Genomic DNA, 16,264 nt, shown 5'->3' with positions numbered 1-16,264 from the left:
GGTCATTCGTTTCCAAGTGGCATTTCCAGTGGCGCGGTCCCAGACAGGAAACTGCCAGGGTTTCGGGCGTCAGAAACGCAGTCTCTGGCGCAGTATGCGTCCATCGCGTTCGATGGCAAAGGCCCAGCGACGGCCAGTGTCTCGCGCCACCACCTGCATGGTGTCAGCATCCTCGATCTCTATCCCATTCACCTCGCGAATGATATCGCCGGGGCGCAGGCCCACACTGCCGGCAGGCGAACGGCGCTCCACATCAAGGATCACGACACCCTTCTTGTTGAGCGGCAGTTTCAGGCGCTGGGCAAGCCGTGGCGAAAGCGTCGCGATGGATGCGCCGGCGAACGGCCCCTGCCCATCGAGCTGAAGGGTCTGTGGTTCGCCGCCATCCGACAGGCGCTCCAGACGGAATTTCAGTTCCTGTGTGTTGCCGTCACGCAGGATGCGGATAACGCCTTCGTCCTCCAGTGGATGCGTGACCAGCCGGTATTCAAGCGCATCGGGATGCTGGATATCCGCATCATCCATGGCCACCACCACATCGCCTGGACGCAGACCTGCCTTGACCGCCGGGCTCTCCGGCGCGATTTCACGCACCAGCGCTCCGACAGGACGGTCCATGCCGAGCGCTTCTGCAATCTGGGCGGTAACGGGATCGAAGGATGCGCCAAAGAAGGGACGCTCAAACGTCTCCGCGCCATCAAGCGCAGCATTGACCACCGCGCGCACCATATTGGCCGGAATGGCGAAACCGATGCCGATGGAACCGCCACTGCGGCTGACGATGGCCGTGTTGATGCCGATTACCTGTCCACGCATGTCGATCAGCGCACCACCGGAATTGCCCGGATTGATGGCGGCATCGGTCTGAATGAAGAAACCGAAATCCGACACGCCCACATGGCTGCGCGCAAGGGCTGAAACGATGCCGCTCGTGGTCGTCTGGCCCACACCGAAGGGATTGCCGATGGCCAGAACCAGATCACCGACCTCAAGTGCGTCGGAATCGCCAAGCTGAACGGCCGGAAACGCCTCATCGTCCTGAATTTTGAGCACCGCCAGGTCGAGGGCCTTGTCCTTCAGGAGAATCTCGCTCTCAAATTCGCGGCCATCGGCAAGCGCAACCTTCACCTCATCCGCATCGCTGATGACGTGATTGTTCGTCACGATCACGCCGCTCGGGTCAACCAGAACGCCGGAGCCGAGTGATGAGCGTACGCGCGGCGGCATTTGCGGCCGGCCGAAAAACTGTTCGAAGAACGGGTCACCCATGAACGGTGAACGGACCTGCACGGTCGACGAGGCGTAGACATTCACCACGGCAGGCGATGTTTCGCGCACAAGCGGCGCAAAGGAAAGCTGAATGTCCTCGCGTCCGAATGGCACGCGCCGCTCAGCGCCATCGGAAACCGGGGCCTGAAGCTCAGCCGGCGCATCAGCGTCACTCTTCAAAAGCCCGGAAAGAAATCCGCGCAGGGTCCCGCCCCCGCTTTCCTGGGCAAGCGCTGCCCCGGTGGCGATTACGCCCACCGCTACGACGAGAGCAACGACCCTTAGAAAATCAGAACGCATCCGCATATGCCTGGCCTCGATCAATTCTGGACCGGTTCAGCGCCTGGCGGAGACGCGGCTCCAGTCGATATCCAATGGATCCGGGCATCTATGCCATCTCGACTGTCTCCAGCCGACTGCAAAACGCCCCGGGAAGTGAAACCGGAAGAGATACCGGTCGCGCATCCTTGTTCCAGAGGATTGTGCATTTTGAAAGGCGTCGCCGGGTCAGCCCCGCCATTTTCGCGCAACAAAAAAGGGGCCGCGAAGCCCCTTTTTTATGTGTGCTCAAGGCGCACAATATTATGCGGCTTCGGCCTCTTCGTTGCCACCCTCGGCTTCGAGACGTGCGCGGTCTGCTGCGCCCTTCGCCTCGAGGTCGCGGTCCACGAACTCAATGACAGCCATCGGCGCATTGTCGCCGTGGCGGAAGCCGGCCTTCATGATGCGGGTGTAGCCGCCATTGCGCTCTGCATAACGCGGAGCGAGCGTGTCGAACAGACGACGGACCAGCGCTTCGTCGCGGATGGCCGAAATGGCCTGACGACGGGCGTGCAGGTCGCCGCGCTTGCCGAGCGTCACCAGCTTTTCCACGATCGGGCGAAGTTCCTTCGCCTTCGGCAGAGTGGTGACGATCTGTTCGTGTTCGATCAGCGAAGCCGCCATGTTGGCAAATAGCGCCTTGCGGTGGCTTGCCGTCCTGTTCAGCTTGCGGCCGGATTTTCCGTGACGCATGGCCTTTCTCCTTCAATCCCCGTCGCCCGAACTTGGCGGGCTCTACGGGCCTAGTATTGGTCTTCGTAACGCTTGGCGAGTTCTTCGATGTTTTCCGGCGGCCAATCCTCGACTTCCATGCCGAGGTGGAGCCCCATCGAGGCCAGCACTTCCTTGATTTCATTGAGCGACTTGCGGCCGAAGTTCGGCGTACGCAGCATCTCGGCTTCCGTCTTCTGGATCAGGTCGCCGATATACACGATGTTGTCGTTCTTCAGGCAGTTTGCAGAGCGAACCGAAAGCTCCAGCTCGTCCACCTTCTTGAGAAGCGCCGGGTTGAAAGCGAGCTCGGCCACCTGTTCGGCGGGCTGCTCCTTCTGCGGCTCTTCGAAGTTGACGAACAGCGCCAGCTGGTCCTGCAGGATGCGAGCAGCAAAAGCCACTGCGTCCTCGCCCGTCACCGAACCGTTGGTCTCGATGGTCATGGTCAGCTTGTCATAGTCGAGAACCTGGCCCTCGCGGGTGTTCTCAACCTTGTAAGAGACCTTCTTGACCGGCGAGTAGAGGCTATCGACCGGGATGAGTCCGATCGGCGCATCTTCTGCACGGTTGCGGTCAGCCGGGACGTAGCCCTTGCCGTTGTCGACGGTGAACTCCATGCGGATTTCCGCGCCCTCGTCCAGCGTGCAGAGCACGTGATCGGGGTTGAGAACTTCCACATCGCCCACGGTCTGGATGTCGCCAGCCGTTACGGCGCCCGGACCCTGCTTGCGCACAACCATGCGCTTGGGGCCTTCGCCTTCCATGGAGAGCGCGATTTCCTTGATGTTCAGGACAATGTCCGTCACATCTTCACGCACGCCGGGGATCGACGAGAATTCGTGCAGCACGCCATCGATCTGCACAGCAGTCACAGCCGCGCCGCGCAGCGACGACAGCAGAACGCGACGCAGCGCATTGCCGAGGGTCAGACCGAAGCCACGCTCAAGAGGCTCGGCCACCAGCGTGGTGATCGTGCGACCCTTGGACGAAAACTCGACCTTGTTCGGCTTGATAAGTTCTTGCCAGTTCTTCTGGATCATTCCGGGTTCCTTCCGTTACCCCGCCACCATCCATTCGTGACGGGCGTCCTGGAAACCGCAGAGGAGCGCGCAAGGCGCTCTTACGGCAAAAACTCTGGTTAGACGCGGCGCTTCTTGCGCGGACGGCAGCCATTGTGCGGGATCGGCGTCACATCACGGATCGAGGTGATGGTGAAACCTGCAGCCTGCAGCGCGCGAAGAGCGGACTCACGACCCGAACCCGGACCGGAAACCTCTACCTCGAGCGTGCGCATGCCGTGCTCGGCAGCCTTGCGGGCGCAATCTTCGGCAGCAACCTGTGCAGCGAAGGGCGTGGACTTACGCGAGCCCTTGAAACCCTGCGCGCCTGCAGACGACCAGGCAATCGCGTTGCCCTGTGCGTCAGTGATGGTGATCATCGTGTTGTTGAAGCTCGAATTGACGTGAGCAACACCCGACGAAATGTTCTTACGTTCGCGACGACGAACGCGTGCGGCTTCCTTGGCCATACTCTTCCTTTCAGTCGATCTCTACACCGCCGTAGCACCAGCGGCTCCACCTGAGAAAAGCCGCGCTCCGGAGAAGCGCGGCCAACCCAAATTACTTCTTCTTGCCGGCAATCGCCTTGGCAGGGCCCTTGCGGGTGCGCGCATTGGTGTGCGTGCGCTGACCGCGGACCGGAAGCGAACGACGGTGACGCAGACCGCGGTAGCAGCCCAGGTCCATCAGACGCTTGATGTTCATAGAAACTTCGCGACGCAGATCGCCTTCAACGCGCAGGTCACGGTCGATCGTTTCACGGATCGCGAGAACCTCGGCGTCCGTGAGTTCGTTGACGCGACGCTCGAGCGGGATGTTGACGAGCTTGACGATATCCGCAGCGGTCTTGGGACCAATGCCGTGGATATACTGAAGCGCGATCACAACGCGCTTGTTGGTCGGAATATTGACGCCAGCAATACGGGCCATCTTCTTCTCCATTTGAGCCGGATAATCCGGCGCTGCGTTTGCCCGCGTCCGGTGGAGGCCGGCCCTTGCGGGAATGAATTGTTCCTAAGAACAACGAGGCCGAGCCAGAAGGCCCGACCAACGTTACGTTCGATCAGGGAACCGGCTGGCATTAATCGATAACCGCTCTTTAGTCAAGCGGCACCGCACCAGCCTGGAAACTCCCTGATCAGAGCGATGCGAGGATCTGCTCGATATCTGCCGTCACTTCATCGATGCTCTTCATACCATCGACGCGGCGCAGAGCGCCCTTCGCATGGTAGTAGCCGATGAGAGCGGCGGTCTTCTTGTAGTACTCACGCAGGCGCTCGTCGAACACCGCGGCATTGTCGTCCTTGCGCGGCGTCTGGCCTGCGGCAATCGCATCCTGTGCCCGCTTTTCGATGCGCCCCACGAGGGCCGTATCGTCAACCACCAGTTCGATGGTCGCATCAAGCTTCAGGTCGCGCTCGGCGAGCATTGCCTCGACGGCATCGGCCTGGGCAAGCGTGCGCGGGTATCCATCAAGGATGAAACCGTTGGCGCAATCAGCCTGGTCGATACGCTCGGCGACGATCGCATTCACGATCTGGTCGGAGACGAGCTCGCCGGCATCCATCACAGCCTTGGCGCGTTTGCCGACATCGGTGCCGGCGGCAACCGCGGCCCGCAGCATATCACCAGTGGAGAGCTGCGGAACACCGTGCTTCTCGACCAGCCGCTGGGCCTGCGTGCCCTTCCCCGCTCCCGGCGGTCCAAGAAGTATAAGCCTCATCGTCCCCTCTTACCCCCACGCAACTTGGATTTCTTGATCAGCCCTTCGTACTGATGGGCGATCAGGTGGCCTTGCATCTGCGCAACCGTATCGAGCGTCACGCTCACCACGATCAGCAGCGACGTGCCGCCAAGGTAGAAAGGAACGCCAGTCGCCGAAATAAGGAACTCAGGCAGAAGACAGATCAAGACAAGATAGATAGCGCCAACGACCGTAATGCGGGTCAGCACGTAGTCAATGTACTCAGCGGTACGCTCACCCGGACGGTAGCCAGGAATGAAGCCGGAATGCTTCTTCAGCTGGTCGGCCGTTTCCTTCGGGTTGAACACGATCGCCGTGTAGAAGAAGGCGAAGAAACCGATCAGCGCAGCATAAAGGACCATGAACAGCGGCTGGCCGTGGCCGAGCGACGCAAGCATGGTGGACGCCCAGCCCGGAAGCTGCGTGGTGTCCGAGAACCCCGCAACGGTCGCCGGCAGAAGCAGCAGCGACGAAGCGAAGATCGGCGGAATGACACCGGCCGTGTTCAGCTTGAGCGGCAGGTGCGACGTGTCGCCCTGGAACATGCGGTTGCCGACCTGACGCTTCGGATACTGGATCAGGAGGCGGCGCTGGGCACGCTCGAAGAACACGATCACACCGATCACGGCAACCACGAGAACGATGATGCCGAGGATCAGGCCGGTGGACAGAGCGCCGGTGCGGCCGAGCTCAAGCGTACCACCGATGGCGGACGGCAGACCAGCAACGATGCCCGCGAAGATGATCAGCGAAATGCCGTTGCCGATGCCGCGCGCCGTGATCTGCTCACCGAGCCACATCAGGAACATGGTGCCGCCCACAAGCGTGATGACGGCGGAAATCTTGAAGAACCAGCCCGGGTCGGTCACGATGTTCGCGCCGCCTTCAAGACCAACGGCAATTCCGTAAGCCTGAACCGTCGCCAGAATCACCGTTCCGTAGCGCGTGTACTGGTTGATGACCTTGCGGCCCTGCTCGCCTTCCTTCTTCAGCTGCTCCAATGACGGCACAACGGACGTCATGAGCTGCATGATGATGGAGGCGGAAATGTAAGGCATGATGCCAAGCGCAAAAATGGCCATACGCTCAACAGCACCGCCGGCGAACATGTTGAACATGCCCAAAACGCCGCCAGACTGCTGCTGGAATGCCTGCGCAAATGCTTCCGGGTTGATGCCCGGCATGGGAATGTAGGTGCCGAGGCGGTAGACCAGCAACGCGCCAAGCGTAAACCAGATGCGTTTCTTGAGGTCCTCGGCCTTTGCGAAGGCCGCGAAATTGAGATTAGACGCAAGCTGTTCCGCTGCCGATGCCATGAAGAATTCTCCGCTTCGTCACGAGCCCGCAGACTGAATATGCGATTCGGGCGCGTGTTGCCGAAAACCGAAATAGGTTTTTGGACGCATAGATGCAAGCGGCGGACTGTCGCCCGCCGCCTGTCATTCGGATTATTCGGCTTTCGCCGCTGCCTCGGGCAGCTTGACCGTTCCGCCGGCCTTCTCGATTTTCTCGAGAGCCGCCTTGGAAGCGCCAGCCACGTCGAGCGAAATCTTCGCCTTCAGCTCACCGTCGGCGAGAACGCGAACACCGTCCTTTGCGCGACGAACAACGCCGGCTGCGATGAGTGCGGCAACGTCGATGACGGCCTTCTCGTCGAGCTTCTTCGCGTCGATGGCTGCCTGGATGCGGCCGAGGGAAACTTCATTGAAGTCCTTGCCGAACAGGTTTTTAAAGCCGCGCTTGGGAAGACGACGGTAGAGCGGCATCTGGCCACCCTCGAAACCGTTGATCGAAACGCCCGAACGCGATTTCTGACCCTTCACACCGCGACCACCGGTCTTGCCGGAGCCGGAACCGATACCACGGCCGACGCGCTTGCGCGACTTGGTGGCGCCTTCGTTGTCCCTGAGTTCGTTGAGTTTCATCATGTCTCTCCTGGGATCCTCAGGCCTCGTCCACAACGCGGACGAGATGCTGCACGGCTGCGATCATGCCACGAACGGACGGGGTGTCCTCGAGCGTGGAGCGCTTGTGCATCTTGTTCAAACCGAGGCCGATCAGCGTCTGGCGCTGGCTGGCCGGGCGACGAATCGGGCTGCCGATCTGTTCAACAGTGACCGTCTTGCCCTTCTTCTTCTCTGCCATCTTCATCAATCCTTGCAAACCTGGGCGATCAGAGCCCGCAAAACTGCGGGCCGATCAGCCTTTGATCCTTATTCCTCGCCGCCAGCAGCAGCGCCGCGGCGCGCCTGGAGCGTGGAATATTTGATGCCGCGCTGTGCAGCAACGTCCTTGGGATGCAGCTCATGCTTCAGGGCATCGAAGGTGGCGCGAACCATGTTGTACGGGTTCGAGGAGCCGAGCGACTTGGCAACAACGTCCTGAACGCCGAGCGTCTCGAAGACAGCGCGCATGGGGCCGCCGGCGATGATGCCGGTACCGGGCTTTGCTGCACGCAGGAACACGCGGCCAGCACCGTGGCGGCCTGCGACGTCATGGTGAAGCGTACGACCGCCACGCAGCGGAACGAAAACCATGTCGCGCTTGGCGCTCTCGGTTGCCTTGCGGATGGCTTCCGGCACTTCGCGCGCCTTGCCATGACCGAAGCCAACGCGGCCCTTCTGATCGCCGACCACGACGAGTGCGGCGAAACCGAAACGACGGCCGCCCTTCACCACCTTGGCGACGCGATTGATATGTACAAGCTTGTCGACGAATTCGCTGTCGCGTTCTTCACGCTCGCGGCGATCGTCCCTACGTCCTTGTGCCATTGCCCTTTTCCTTGTTCTTTTCCGGAAGCACGGGTTTTTAAATGATAATCCGGGCGCTCCAGAGGAACGCCCGAACGGTTTAGAACTTCAGGCCGCCTTCGCGGGCTGCGTCGGCGAGTGCCTTGACGCGGCCGTGGAAGAGATAAGGACCGCGGTCGAAAACCACTTCCTCAACTCCAGCCTTCTTGGCGCGCTCTGCGACCAGCTTGCCAACGGCTGCAGCAGCCGAGGAATCCGCGCCGGTCTTGAGCTGACCCTTGAGATCCTTGTCGAGGGTCGATGCGGCCGCGAGCGTGTGGCCCTTGGCGTCGTCGATAACCTGGACATAGATGTTCTTCGAGGAACGGTAAACCGAAAGACGGGGCTGGCCGTTGGAGACTGCCTTGATCTTCCGGCGAACACGTCCCGCACGCCGCTTGACGGAGACTTTCGAGACCATGTTTCGAGTTCCTACTTCTTCTTGCCTTCTTTGCGAACGATCGTCTCGTCCGCATACTTGACGCCCTTGCCCTTGTACGGCTCGGGGCCACGCTTCTTGCGAATCTCGGCCGCAACCTGGCCAACCACCTGCTTATCAATGCCGGCGATGACGATTTCGGTCGGCTTCGGCACAGTGATCGTGATTCCTTCCGGAGCCTCGTAAATCACTTCGTGGCTGTAGCCAAGCGAAAGCTGCAGGTTTTTACCCTGCATTGCGGCACGATAACCAACGCCGTTGATCTCGAGACGCTTTTCGAAGCCGTCCTTCACACCGCTGAGGATGTTCGAGATCTGCGTGCGCGACATACCCCATTTGGAGCGCGCGTCCTTGGACTGGTCGCGCGGGTCGACGGTGACAGCGTCGTTTTCGAGCTTCACCAGAACTTCGTCGTTGACGACGAATTTCAGTTCGCCCTTCGGACCCTTGGCCGTAACGGTCTGGCCCTCGACTTGCGCGGTGACACCCTGCGGCACCGGGACCGGCTTTTTGCCAATGCGAGACATTTGTCTGCCCTCGTTCTTTGTGTGTGCTATCTGCCGGATCAGAAGATCTGGCAGAGCACCTCGCCGCCCACATTCTGCTCGCGAGCTTCGTGATCGGCCATCACGCCCTTCGGCGTCGAAAGGATGGCGATGCCAAGCCCATTGGCGACCTGCGGGATGGATTTCACCGACACGTAAACGCGACGGCCCGGCTTCGAAACACGCGCGATTTCGCGGATCACGGAACCGCCCTCTGCGTATTTCAGCTCGATTTCGATCTCGGACTTGCCGTTATCGTAGTCGATCTGGCTATAATCACGGATATAGCCTTCGGACTTCAGAACATCGAGCACACGGGCGCGAAGACGGGAGGCCGGCGTCGACACCTTCGGCTTGTTACGGCCGATGGCGTTGCGGATGCGGGTCAGCATATCGCCGAGCGGATCATTCACGGACATCGTTCTTACCCCTTACCAGCTCGACTTGACCAGGCCCGGGATGAGCCCGTTGTTGCCCAGTTCACGCAGCGCGACACGCGACATCTTCAGCTTGCGGTAATACGCACGCGGACGACCGGTCACATCGCAACGGTTGCGGATACGCGTCTTGGACGAGTTGCGCGGGAGAGCAGCAAGCTTGAGCTGCGCCTGGAAGCGCTCCTCGATCGGCTTGGACTGATCCATGATGATCGCCTTGAGACCTGCACGCTTTGCAGCGTAACGGTCGACCATCTTGCGCCGACGCTTGTTCTTTTCGACTGCGCTGACTTTTGCCATTTAAGTTGTCCTTCTTCTCGCCTGCCGTTACTGCCGGAACGGGAAGTTGAAGGCCTTGAGCAAGGCCCGCGCTTCGTCGTCGGTCTTAGCAGTCGTACAGACGATGATGTCCATTCCCCAAATCTGATCGACCTGATCGTAGTTGATCTCGGGGAACACGATGTGCTCCTTGAGGCCCATGGCGAAGTTGCCACGGCCGTCAAAGCTTTTCGGGTTCAGACCGCGAAAGTCGCGGACGCGCGGCAGCGCGATCGTCACGAGACGGTCCAGAAACTCATACATGCGGTCCTTGCGGAGCGTGACCTTGGTGCCCAGCGGCATGCCTTCACGCACCTTGAAGCCGGCGATCGACTTGGAAGCGTGCGTGATGACCGGCTTCTGACCGGCGATCTTGGCGAGATCCGCAGCAGCCGAAGCCGGCTTCTTGGAATCGCCCGTCGCTTCACCAACACCCATGTTGATGACGATCTTCTCGATGCGCGGCACCTGCATCTCGTTGTCGTACTTGAAGGTCTCGAGGAGCTCCTTGCGGATCACCTCGTCATACTTCGTCTTCCAGCGCGGCTGGTACTGAGCATTAGCCATCGATCAATTCTCCAGAGCGCTTTGCCACGCGCACCTTCTTGCCGTCTTCCTGGACCTTGAAGCCAACGCGGGTCGGCTTGCCATCCTTCGGATCGGCCAGCGCGAGATTCGAAAGATGAATCGGCGCTTCCTTGGTAATGATGCCGCCCTCTGCCTGAGCGGACTGCTTCTGATGGCGGCGAACCTGGTTGACACCGCGCACGAGCGCCTTGTCTTCCTTCGGCATCACCTTCATCACTTCGCCGGTACGGCCCTTGTCCTTGCCGGCCAGAACGACGACGTTGTCGCCTTTTTTAATCTTCTGCATATCCCCGGCCTCCTAGAGCACTTCCGGCGCGAGCGAAATGATTTTCATATGGTTCTTGGCGCGAAGCTCGCGCGGAACCGGCCCGAAGATGCGCGTACCGACGGGCTCTTTCTTGTTGTCGACCAGAACTGCTGCGTTCTTGTCGAAACGGATGACGCTGCCGTCAGCGCGGCGAATGTCTTTCGCCGTGCGCACAACAACCGCCTTCATCACGTCGCCCTTCTTGACGCGGCCGCGCGGGATTGCCTCTTTCACGGAGACGACAATGATGTCGCCCACGGAGGCATATTTCCGCTTCGAACCGCCAAGCACCTTGATGCACATGACACGACGGGCGCCGGAATTGTCCGCCACATCGAGGTTTGTTTGCATCTGAATCATGACTGGCCGCCTTCTCGTTCAATGGAAAGCGGTTCAGATAACCCGCTTTCCGGCAATTTCAATCTTTTTTTACGCCTGGGCGTCTTTAAGGACGACCCAGTTCTTGTCCTTAGAAATCGGCGCGGTCTCCTGGATGGTCACCAGATCACCGACCTTGCACGCGTTCTCTTCGTCGTGTGCCTTGTATTTCTTGGACATACGCACCGTCTTTTTCATCATCGGATGGGTAAAGCGACGCTCGACGCGGACGACTACAGTCTTGTCGTTCTTGTCGCTCACCACGGTGCCCTGCAAAACGCGCTTTGGCATGTTCGCTGTCCTCAGGCCTTGCTAGCAGCCGACTTCTCGGCTGCGATTGTCTTAATGCGCGCAATATCCCTACGGATTTCTTTAACGCGTGCGGTTTTTTCGAGCTGTCCGGTCGCTTTCTGGAAGCGGAGGTTGAACTGCTCTTTCTTCAGTTTGACAAGCTCGTCGTTGAGCTGGTCCGGCGTCATCGCCCTGACATCAACAGACTTCATCGCGTCCGCCTTTCCTACTCTGCAATACGCTGCACGAAGCGCGTCTTGACCGGCAGCTTGGCAGCACCGAGACGGAGAGCTTCACGAGCGATATCCGGGCCAACACCGTCGATCTCGAACATCACGCGGCCGGGCTTAACACGGCACGCCCAATAATCAACAGAGCCCTTACCTTTACCCATGCGGACTTCGGTCGGCTTCGAGGTGACCGGAAGGTCCGGGAAGATACGGATCCACACACGGCCCTGACGCTTCATGTAGCGGGTGATCGCGCGGCGGGCCGCTTCGATCTGACGCGCCGTAACGCGCTCCGGTTCAAGAGCCTTCAGACCGAAGGATCCAAAGTTGAGTTCCGTGCCGCCCTTGGCTGCGCCGTGAATACGGCCCTTGAACTGCTTGCGGAACTTTGTGCGCTTTGGTTGCAGCATCGTTCTCTACTCCAAAATTCCTAAGCGTTCTCGCGACGCCGGTTGCTGCTGCCGCCCTGGTCGCCCTCGGTGGCGCGGCGCTCGGAAGCCATCGGATCGTGCTCGAGGATCTCGCCCTTGAACACCCAGACCTTTACGCCACAGATGCCGTAAGCGGTCTTTGCCTCGGCCGTGCCGTAATCGATATCAGCGCGCAGCGTGTGCAGCGGAACGCGACCCTCACGGTACCATTCCATACGGGCGATTTCCGCACCGCCAAGACGACCCGCGCAGTTGATTCGGATGCCCTCTGCGCCGAGACGCATCGCCGACTGAACGGCACGCTTCATGGCGCGACGGAAAGCAACACGACGCTCAAGCTGCTGTGCAATCGACTGAGCGATCAGCGCAGCGTCGATCTCCGGCTTGCGGACTTCGACGATGTTGAGGTGCGTTTCCGCATTGGTCATCTGCGAGACCTTGCGGCGCAGCTTCTCAATGTCGGCGCCCTTCTTGCCGATGATCAGGCCAGGACGAGCCGAGTGGATGGTGACGCGGCACTTCTTGTGCGGACGCTCGATCACGACCTTGGAGATGGCAGCCTGCTTCAGCTCCTTCTCGATATAGTCGCGGATCTTGAAATCCTCGTGCAGCAGATCGCCATACTCGCCATCATTGGCGTACCAGCGGGAATCCCACGTGCGGTTGATACCGAGACGGAACCCGATCGGATTGATTTTGTGACCCATCAGGCGGCCTCCACTTTCTCTTCCACTTCGCGCACGACGATGGTCAGGTGCGAGAAGGGCTTCTCGATGCGGCTGGCGCGGCCACGGCCACGTGCATGGAACCGCTTCATGACGATCGACTTGCCGACATGGGCTTCGGCCACGACCAGCGCATCCACGTCCAGGTCGTGATTGTTTTCCGCGTTTGCGATCGCCGATTCCAGCGTCTTCTTGACGGTACCGGCGATCCGCTTGCGCGAGAACTCCAGATCAGCGAGAGCAGTGCCCACCTTCTTGCCGCGGATCAACGCAGCAACGAGGTTCAGCTTCTGCGGGCTGACGCGGATCGTGCGCAATACGGCACGGGCCTCATTGTCAGCAAGCCTGCGCGGCGCTTTGGCCTTGCCCATTGTTATTTCCTCTTTGCCTTCTTGTCCGCCCCATGGCCGTAATAGGTGCGGGTCGGAGCAAATTCACCAAACTTGTGACCGACCATCTCCTCGGAGACGGAAACGGGGATGTGCTTCTGGCCGTTGTAAACACCGAAGGTCAGCCCAACAAACTGGGGCAGGATGGTGGAGCGACGGCTCCACATCTTGATAACCTCGTTACGGCCGCTATCGCGCACCTTCTCGGCCTTCTTCAGGAGATAGCCGTCGACGAAGGGGCCTTTCCAGACTGAACGGGACACTTGCCGCTACCTTTCCTTAGCTCTTGCGCTGATGGCGCGAGCGCATGATGAATTTGTCGGTCGACTTGTTCGACCGGGTCTTCATGCCCTTGGTGGGTTTACCCCAGGGCGACACCGGATGACGACCACCGGAGGTGCGGCCTTCACCACCACCGTGCGGGTGGTCGACCGGGTTCATGACAACACCGCGGTTGTGCGGGCGCTTGCCCATCCAACGCTTGCGGCCAGCCTTACCAAGGCTGATGTTGCTGTGATCCGGGTTAGATACTGCACCAACGGTGGCGAAGCAAAGACCCGAAACAAGGCGCTGTTCGCCAGAGTTGAGGCGAAGGATCGCCATGCCCTGATCGCGACCGACGAGCTGAACATATGCGCCAGCCGAACGTGCGATCTGACCGCCCTTCTCGGGCTTCATCTCGACGTTGTGCACGATCGTGCCGATCGGCATCGCAGCAAGCGGCATCGCATTGCCCGGCTTCACGTCGACGGCCTTGTTGCTGGCGATAACGGTATCGCCCGCTGCAAGACGCTGCGGCGCCAGGATGTAGGACAGCTCGCCGTCCTCGTAGCGAACCAGCGCGATGAACGCGGTGCGGTTCGGGTCGTACTCGATGCGCTCGACCGTGGCCGGTACGTCAAGCTTGCGACGCTTGAAGTCGATCAGACGGTAGGTGCGCTTGTGACCACCACCCTGAAAGCGAGCGGTGATGCGACCCGTGTTGTTGCGGCCGCCCTTGCCCGTCAGACCTTCGGTCAGGCCCTTGACAGGCTTGCCCTTGTGAAGGCCCGAGCGGTCAACGATGACCAGCTGGCGCTGGCCTGGGGTTACCGGTTTATACTTCTTCAGTGCCATTGTCTCTTCCTCGCCGCCCGATTAGAGGCCAGTCGCGATGTCGATGGAATGACCTTCGGCCAGCGTGACGATCGCTTTCTTCACGTCGCTCTGGCGGCCAATCGTTCCGCGAAAACGCTTCACCTTGCCCTTGCGAACAAGCGTGTTGACACCGGTAACCTTGACGCCGAAGAGCGCCTCGACTGCAGCCTTGATCTCAGGCTTCGTCGCATAGCGGTCCACATTGAAGACCACCTGGTTGTTTTCCGACGCCATGGTCGATTTCTCGGTGATCGCCGGGCTGACGATCACGTCATAGTGGCGAAGCTCCGTCATTTGAAACGCTCCTCAAGGGCCTCGACGGCGGCCTTGGAAAGGACCAGCGTGCCGCGGCGCAGAATGTCGTAAACATTGATGCCCTGCACTGGCAGAACGTCGATGTTGGCGATGTTTTGAGCCGCACGCTTGAAGCCGGCATCGACTTCCGGGCCGCCGATAAGCAGGGCGTTGTTCAGGCCGAGCTTTGCGAAGTTCTCAACGAGCGTCTTCGTCTTGCCGTCCTCGAGCGCCAGATCGTCGATGACGATGAGGCTGGAACCCTTTGCTTTCGCCGACAGGGCGAGCTTCAGGCCGAGTGCGCGGACCTTCTTGGGAAGGTCATGGCTGTGATCGCGAACGACCGGGCCATGAGCGCGACCACCGCCGCGGAACTGCGGAACACGGGCAGACGAGTGACGGGCGCGGCCCGTACCCTTCTGACGGTACATCTTTGCACCGGTGCGCGCGATTTCCGAGCGCCCCTTGGTCTGGTGCGTGCCCTGCTGCTTCTTTGCAAGCTGCCAGCGCACGACGCGGTGCAGGATGTCTTCGCGGGGCTCGAGACCGAAGATCTCGTCAGAGATCTTCAGCTTACCAGCGTCCTTGCCTGCAAGGGTCGTAACTTTAATGTCCATTATTCAGCCCCCTCGCTGGCGGCAGCTTCTTCAGCCTTGGCAGCGCGAATTGCAGCCGGCATCGGCACGTTGTCGGGCAGCGGAGCCTTGACGGCGTCGCGGACCATGATCCAGGCGCCCTTGGAGCCCGGTACGGCACCGCGGACCAGAATGAGGCCACGCTCAGTGTCGGTGGAGACCACTTCCAGGTTCTGGGTGGTGACGCGATGGTCGCCCATGTGGCCGGCCATCTTCTTACCCTTGAAGACCTTACCAGGATCCTGACGCTGACCGGTAGAACCATGCGAACGGTGCGAGACCGAGTTACCATGGGTTGCACGACCGCCGCCAAAATTGTGGCGCTTCATGACACCCTGGAAGCCCTTACCGATCGAAGTACCCGTCACGTCGACCTTCTGGCCGGCGACGAAATGCTCGACCGTGATCTCCGCGCCGACATCAAGAAGATTGTCGGGCGACACACGGAACTCGGCCACTTTGGCCTTCGGCTCGACGGAAGCGGTCGCAAAATGACCGCGAAGCGCCTTCGACGTGTTTTTCACCTTGGCCAGTCCAACGCCAAGCTGCACCGCCGTGTAGCCGTTCTTCTCCTCGGTACGCTGCGCAACGACCTGACAGTTCTCCATGCGCAGAACCGTCACGGGCACATGTTCGCCCGCTTCGTTGTAGACGCGTGTCATACCGATCTTTTGTGCGATAACACCTGAACGCATCGGTTCGATTTCCTTTCGGGGTTCCCAGCCACCTCTCCCGCAGTTGCGGACGGTGGCGCAGGTTCCAGACTTTTTGTCTTGCGCCCTAGAGCTTGATCTCGACGTCCACGCCGGCAGCCAGGTCGAGCTTCATCAGAGCATCGACGGTCTGCGGCGTCGGATCGACGATGTCGAGCAGCCGCTTGTGGGTGCGCATCTCAAACTGTTCGCGGCTCTTCTTGTCGATGTGAGGAGACCGGTTAACAGTAAACTTCTCGATGCGCGTGGGCAGCGGCACAGGGCCGCGCACATTGGCGCCCGTGCGTTTAGCCGTAGACACGATTTCCCGCGTCGAGGCATCAAGAACGCGATGATCAAACGCCTTGAGGCGGATACGGATATTCTGTCCGTTCATGTGTCAAATCCTTGTTCCGCTGCGGCGCGGAGGTCCGCGCCGCGCCGGAAGTTTCCCGTTCTACTCAATGATGGCTGCGACGATGCCGGCACCGACGGTGCGGCCGCCTTCGCGGATAGCGAAGCGCAGCTTCTCT

Annotated in this window: 29 protein-coding genes; all 29 read right to left on the bottom strand. The window is 60.2% G+C overall.

The features are described 5' to 3' along the window. Window positions 1-69: 69 nt before the first annotated feature. Window positions 70-1,575 carry a DegQ family serine endoprotease gene (locus tag NDI72_RS15755; protein ID WP_283800915.1) on the bottom strand — a complete coding sequence of 502 codons (1,506 nt, stop codon included), beginning with the start codon at window positions 1,573-1,575 and terminating at the stop codon, window positions 70-72. Between the two features lie 276 nt (window positions 1,576-1,851). Beyond that, window positions 1,852-2,283 (bottom strand): 50S ribosomal protein L17, encoded by a 432-nt coding sequence (gene rplQ, locus NDI72_RS15750; RefSeq protein WP_206545229.1) that lies wholly within the window; start codon window positions 2,281-2,283, stop codon window positions 1,852-1,854. 50 nt (window positions 2,284-2,333) lie between these two features. Further along, on the bottom strand, window positions 2,334-3,344 hold the full coding sequence (locus tag NDI72_RS15745; protein WP_113155272.1) for a DNA-directed RNA polymerase subunit alpha: 1,011 nt from the start codon (window positions 3,342-3,344) through the stop codon (window positions 2,334-2,336). Window positions 3,345-3,442: 98 nt separating this feature from the next. Further along, window positions 3,443-3,832 (bottom strand): 30S ribosomal protein S11, encoded by a 390-nt coding sequence (rpsK, locus tag NDI72_RS15740; protein ID WP_007009537.1) that lies wholly within the window; start codon window positions 3,830-3,832, stop codon window positions 3,443-3,445. Window positions 3,833-3,923: 91 nt separating this feature from the next. Then, complete coding sequence (gene rpsM / locus NDI72_RS15735; RefSeq protein ID WP_113156312.1) at window positions 3,924-4,292, bottom strand: 30S ribosomal protein S13; 369 nt, start codon at window positions 4,290-4,292, stop codon at window positions 3,924-3,926. Between the two features lie 208 nt (window positions 4,293-4,500). Continuing rightward, entirely contained in the window at window positions 4,501-5,085 is a 585-nt protein-coding gene (locus NDI72_RS15730; RefSeq protein WP_113155273.1) for an adenylate kinase, read from the bottom strand. Beyond that, entirely contained in the window at window positions 5,082-6,422 is a 1,341-nt protein-coding gene (gene secY, locus NDI72_RS15725; protein ID WP_113155274.1) for a preprotein translocase subunit SecY, read from the bottom strand. The genes NDI72_RS15730 and secY overlap by 4 nt, the downstream gene beginning before the upstream one ends. 132 nt (window positions 6,423-6,554) lie before the next feature. Next, window positions 6,555-7,031: a 50S ribosomal protein L15 gene (rplO, locus tag NDI72_RS15720; protein WP_206545498.1), complete on the bottom strand. Its 477-nt coding sequence runs from the start codon at window positions 7,029-7,031 to the stop codon at window positions 6,555-6,557. Between the two features lie 19 nt (window positions 7,032-7,050). Further along, a complete protein-coding gene (rpmD, locus tag NDI72_RS15715) occupies window positions 7,051-7,251 on the bottom strand; it encodes a 50S ribosomal protein L30 (protein WP_113156314.1) in 201 nt (66 codons plus the stop codon). A 68-nt stretch (window positions 7,252-7,319) separates the two neighbouring features. Beyond that, the gene (gene rpsE / locus NDI72_RS15710; protein WP_283800914.1) at window positions 7,320-7,877 is read right to left on the bottom strand and encodes a 30S ribosomal protein S5; all 558 of its coding nucleotides are present in this window, start codon (window positions 7,875-7,877) and stop codon (window positions 7,320-7,322) included. Window positions 7,878-7,956: 79 nt separating this feature from the next. After that, window positions 7,957-8,316 carry a 50S ribosomal protein L18 gene (rplR, locus tag NDI72_RS15705; protein ID WP_113155276.1) on the bottom strand — a complete coding sequence of 120 codons (360 nt, stop codon included), beginning with the start codon at window positions 8,314-8,316 and terminating at the stop codon, window positions 7,957-7,959. Window positions 8,317-8,327: 11 nt separating this feature from the next. Continuing rightward, window positions 8,328-8,861 (bottom strand): 50S ribosomal protein L6, encoded by a 534-nt coding sequence (gene rplF / locus NDI72_RS15700; RefSeq protein WP_113155277.1) that lies wholly within the window; start codon window positions 8,859-8,861, stop codon window positions 8,328-8,330. Window positions 8,862-8,899: 38 nt separating this feature from the next. Further along, window positions 8,900-9,298 (bottom strand): 30S ribosomal protein S8, encoded by a 399-nt coding sequence (rpsH, locus tag NDI72_RS15695; protein ID WP_025030949.1) that lies wholly within the window; start codon window positions 9,296-9,298, stop codon window positions 8,900-8,902. A gap of 12 nt (window positions 9,299-9,310) precedes the next feature. Continuing rightward, on the bottom strand, window positions 9,311-9,616 hold the full coding sequence (gene rpsN / locus NDI72_RS15690; RefSeq protein ID WP_113155278.1) for a 30S ribosomal protein S14: 306 nt from the start codon (window positions 9,614-9,616) through the stop codon (window positions 9,311-9,313). Window positions 9,617-9,643: 27 nt separating this feature from the next. Beyond that, window positions 9,644-10,201 (bottom strand): 50S ribosomal protein L5, encoded by a 558-nt coding sequence (rplE, locus tag NDI72_RS15685; RefSeq protein WP_113155279.1) that lies wholly within the window; start codon window positions 10,199-10,201, stop codon window positions 9,644-9,646. Then, window positions 10,194-10,508 carry a 50S ribosomal protein L24 gene (gene rplX, locus NDI72_RS15680; protein WP_113155280.1) on the bottom strand — a complete coding sequence of 105 codons (315 nt, stop codon included), beginning with the start codon at window positions 10,506-10,508 and terminating at the stop codon, window positions 10,194-10,196. The genes rplE and rplX overlap by 8 nt, the downstream gene beginning before the upstream one ends. 12 nt (window positions 10,509-10,520) lie before the next feature. Continuing rightward, window positions 10,521-10,889, bottom strand: coding sequence for a 50S ribosomal protein L14 (gene rplN, locus NDI72_RS15675; RefSeq protein WP_007009523.1), 369 nt, complete (start codon window positions 10,887-10,889; stop codon window positions 10,521-10,523). Window positions 10,890-10,958: 69 nt separating this feature from the next. After that, window positions 10,959-11,198 carry a 30S ribosomal protein S17 gene (rpsQ, locus tag NDI72_RS15670; RefSeq protein ID WP_113155281.1) on the bottom strand — a complete coding sequence of 80 codons (240 nt, stop codon included), beginning with the start codon at window positions 11,196-11,198 and terminating at the stop codon, window positions 10,959-10,961. Window positions 11,199-11,209: 11 nt separating this feature from the next. After that, on the bottom strand, window positions 11,210-11,410 hold the full coding sequence (rpmC, locus tag NDI72_RS15665) for a 50S ribosomal protein L29 (RefSeq protein WP_113155282.1): 201 nt from the start codon (window positions 11,408-11,410) through the stop codon (window positions 11,210-11,212). Window positions 11,411-11,424: 14 nt separating this feature from the next. Next, window positions 11,425-11,838 (bottom strand): 50S ribosomal protein L16, encoded by a 414-nt coding sequence (gene rplP, locus NDI72_RS15660; RefSeq protein WP_113155283.1) that lies wholly within the window; start codon window positions 11,836-11,838, stop codon window positions 11,425-11,427. Window positions 11,839-11,858: 20 nt separating this feature from the next. After that, window positions 11,859-12,566, bottom strand: coding sequence for a 30S ribosomal protein S3 (rpsC, locus tag NDI72_RS15655; RefSeq protein ID WP_113155284.1), 708 nt, complete (start codon window positions 12,564-12,566; stop codon window positions 11,859-11,861). Further along, window positions 12,566-12,955 carry a 50S ribosomal protein L22 gene (rplV, locus tag NDI72_RS15650; protein ID WP_113155285.1) on the bottom strand — a complete coding sequence of 130 codons (390 nt, stop codon included), beginning with the start codon at window positions 12,953-12,955 and terminating at the stop codon, window positions 12,566-12,568. Before rplV ends, rpsC begins: the two co-directional genes overlap by 1 nt. 2 nt (window positions 12,956-12,957) lie before the next feature. Then, a complete protein-coding gene (gene rpsS, locus NDI72_RS15645; RefSeq protein WP_009452531.1) occupies window positions 12,958-13,236 on the bottom strand; it encodes a 30S ribosomal protein S19 in 279 nt (92 codons plus the stop codon). Between the two features lie 16 nt (window positions 13,237-13,252). Beyond that, window positions 13,253-14,089: a 50S ribosomal protein L2 gene (gene rplB, locus NDI72_RS15640; protein WP_113155286.1), complete on the bottom strand. Its 837-nt coding sequence runs from the start codon at window positions 14,087-14,089 to the stop codon at window positions 13,253-13,255. 21 nt (window positions 14,090-14,110) lie between these two features. Next, a complete protein-coding gene (locus NDI72_RS15635) occupies window positions 14,111-14,404 on the bottom strand; it encodes a 50S ribosomal protein L23 (protein ID WP_113155287.1) in 294 nt (97 codons plus the stop codon). Next, complete coding sequence (rplD, locus tag NDI72_RS15630) at window positions 14,401-15,021, bottom strand: 50S ribosomal protein L4 (protein WP_206545228.1); 621 nt, start codon at window positions 15,019-15,021, stop codon at window positions 14,401-14,403. Before rplD ends, NDI72_RS15635 begins: the two co-directional genes overlap by 4 nt. Then, window positions 15,021-15,734: a 50S ribosomal protein L3 gene (gene rplC / locus NDI72_RS15625; protein WP_113155289.1), complete on the bottom strand. Its 714-nt coding sequence runs from the start codon at window positions 15,732-15,734 to the stop codon at window positions 15,021-15,023. Before rplC ends, rplD begins: the two co-directional genes overlap by 1 nt. 85 nt (window positions 15,735-15,819) lie before the next feature. Then, entirely contained in the window at window positions 15,820-16,128 is a 309-nt protein-coding gene (rpsJ, locus tag NDI72_RS15620; protein ID WP_007009511.1) for a 30S ribosomal protein S10, read from the bottom strand. A 60-nt stretch (window positions 16,129-16,188) separates the two neighbouring features. Further along, window positions 16,189-16,264, bottom strand: a 76-nt coding sequence (locus tag NDI72_RS15615) for an EF-Tu C-terminal domain-related protein (protein ID WP_502888421.1), incomplete at its 5' end; no start/stop codon positions are given.

The organism is Nitratireductor sp. GZWM139, from assembly GCF_030068685.1.
Classification (GTDB): Bacteria; Pseudomonadota; Alphaproteobacteria; order Rhizobiales; family Rhizobiaceae; genus Nitratireductor; species Nitratireductor aquimarinus.
Note: the sequence above shows the minus strand (reverse complement) of the source record. Positions and strands in the feature narration are given on the sequence as shown.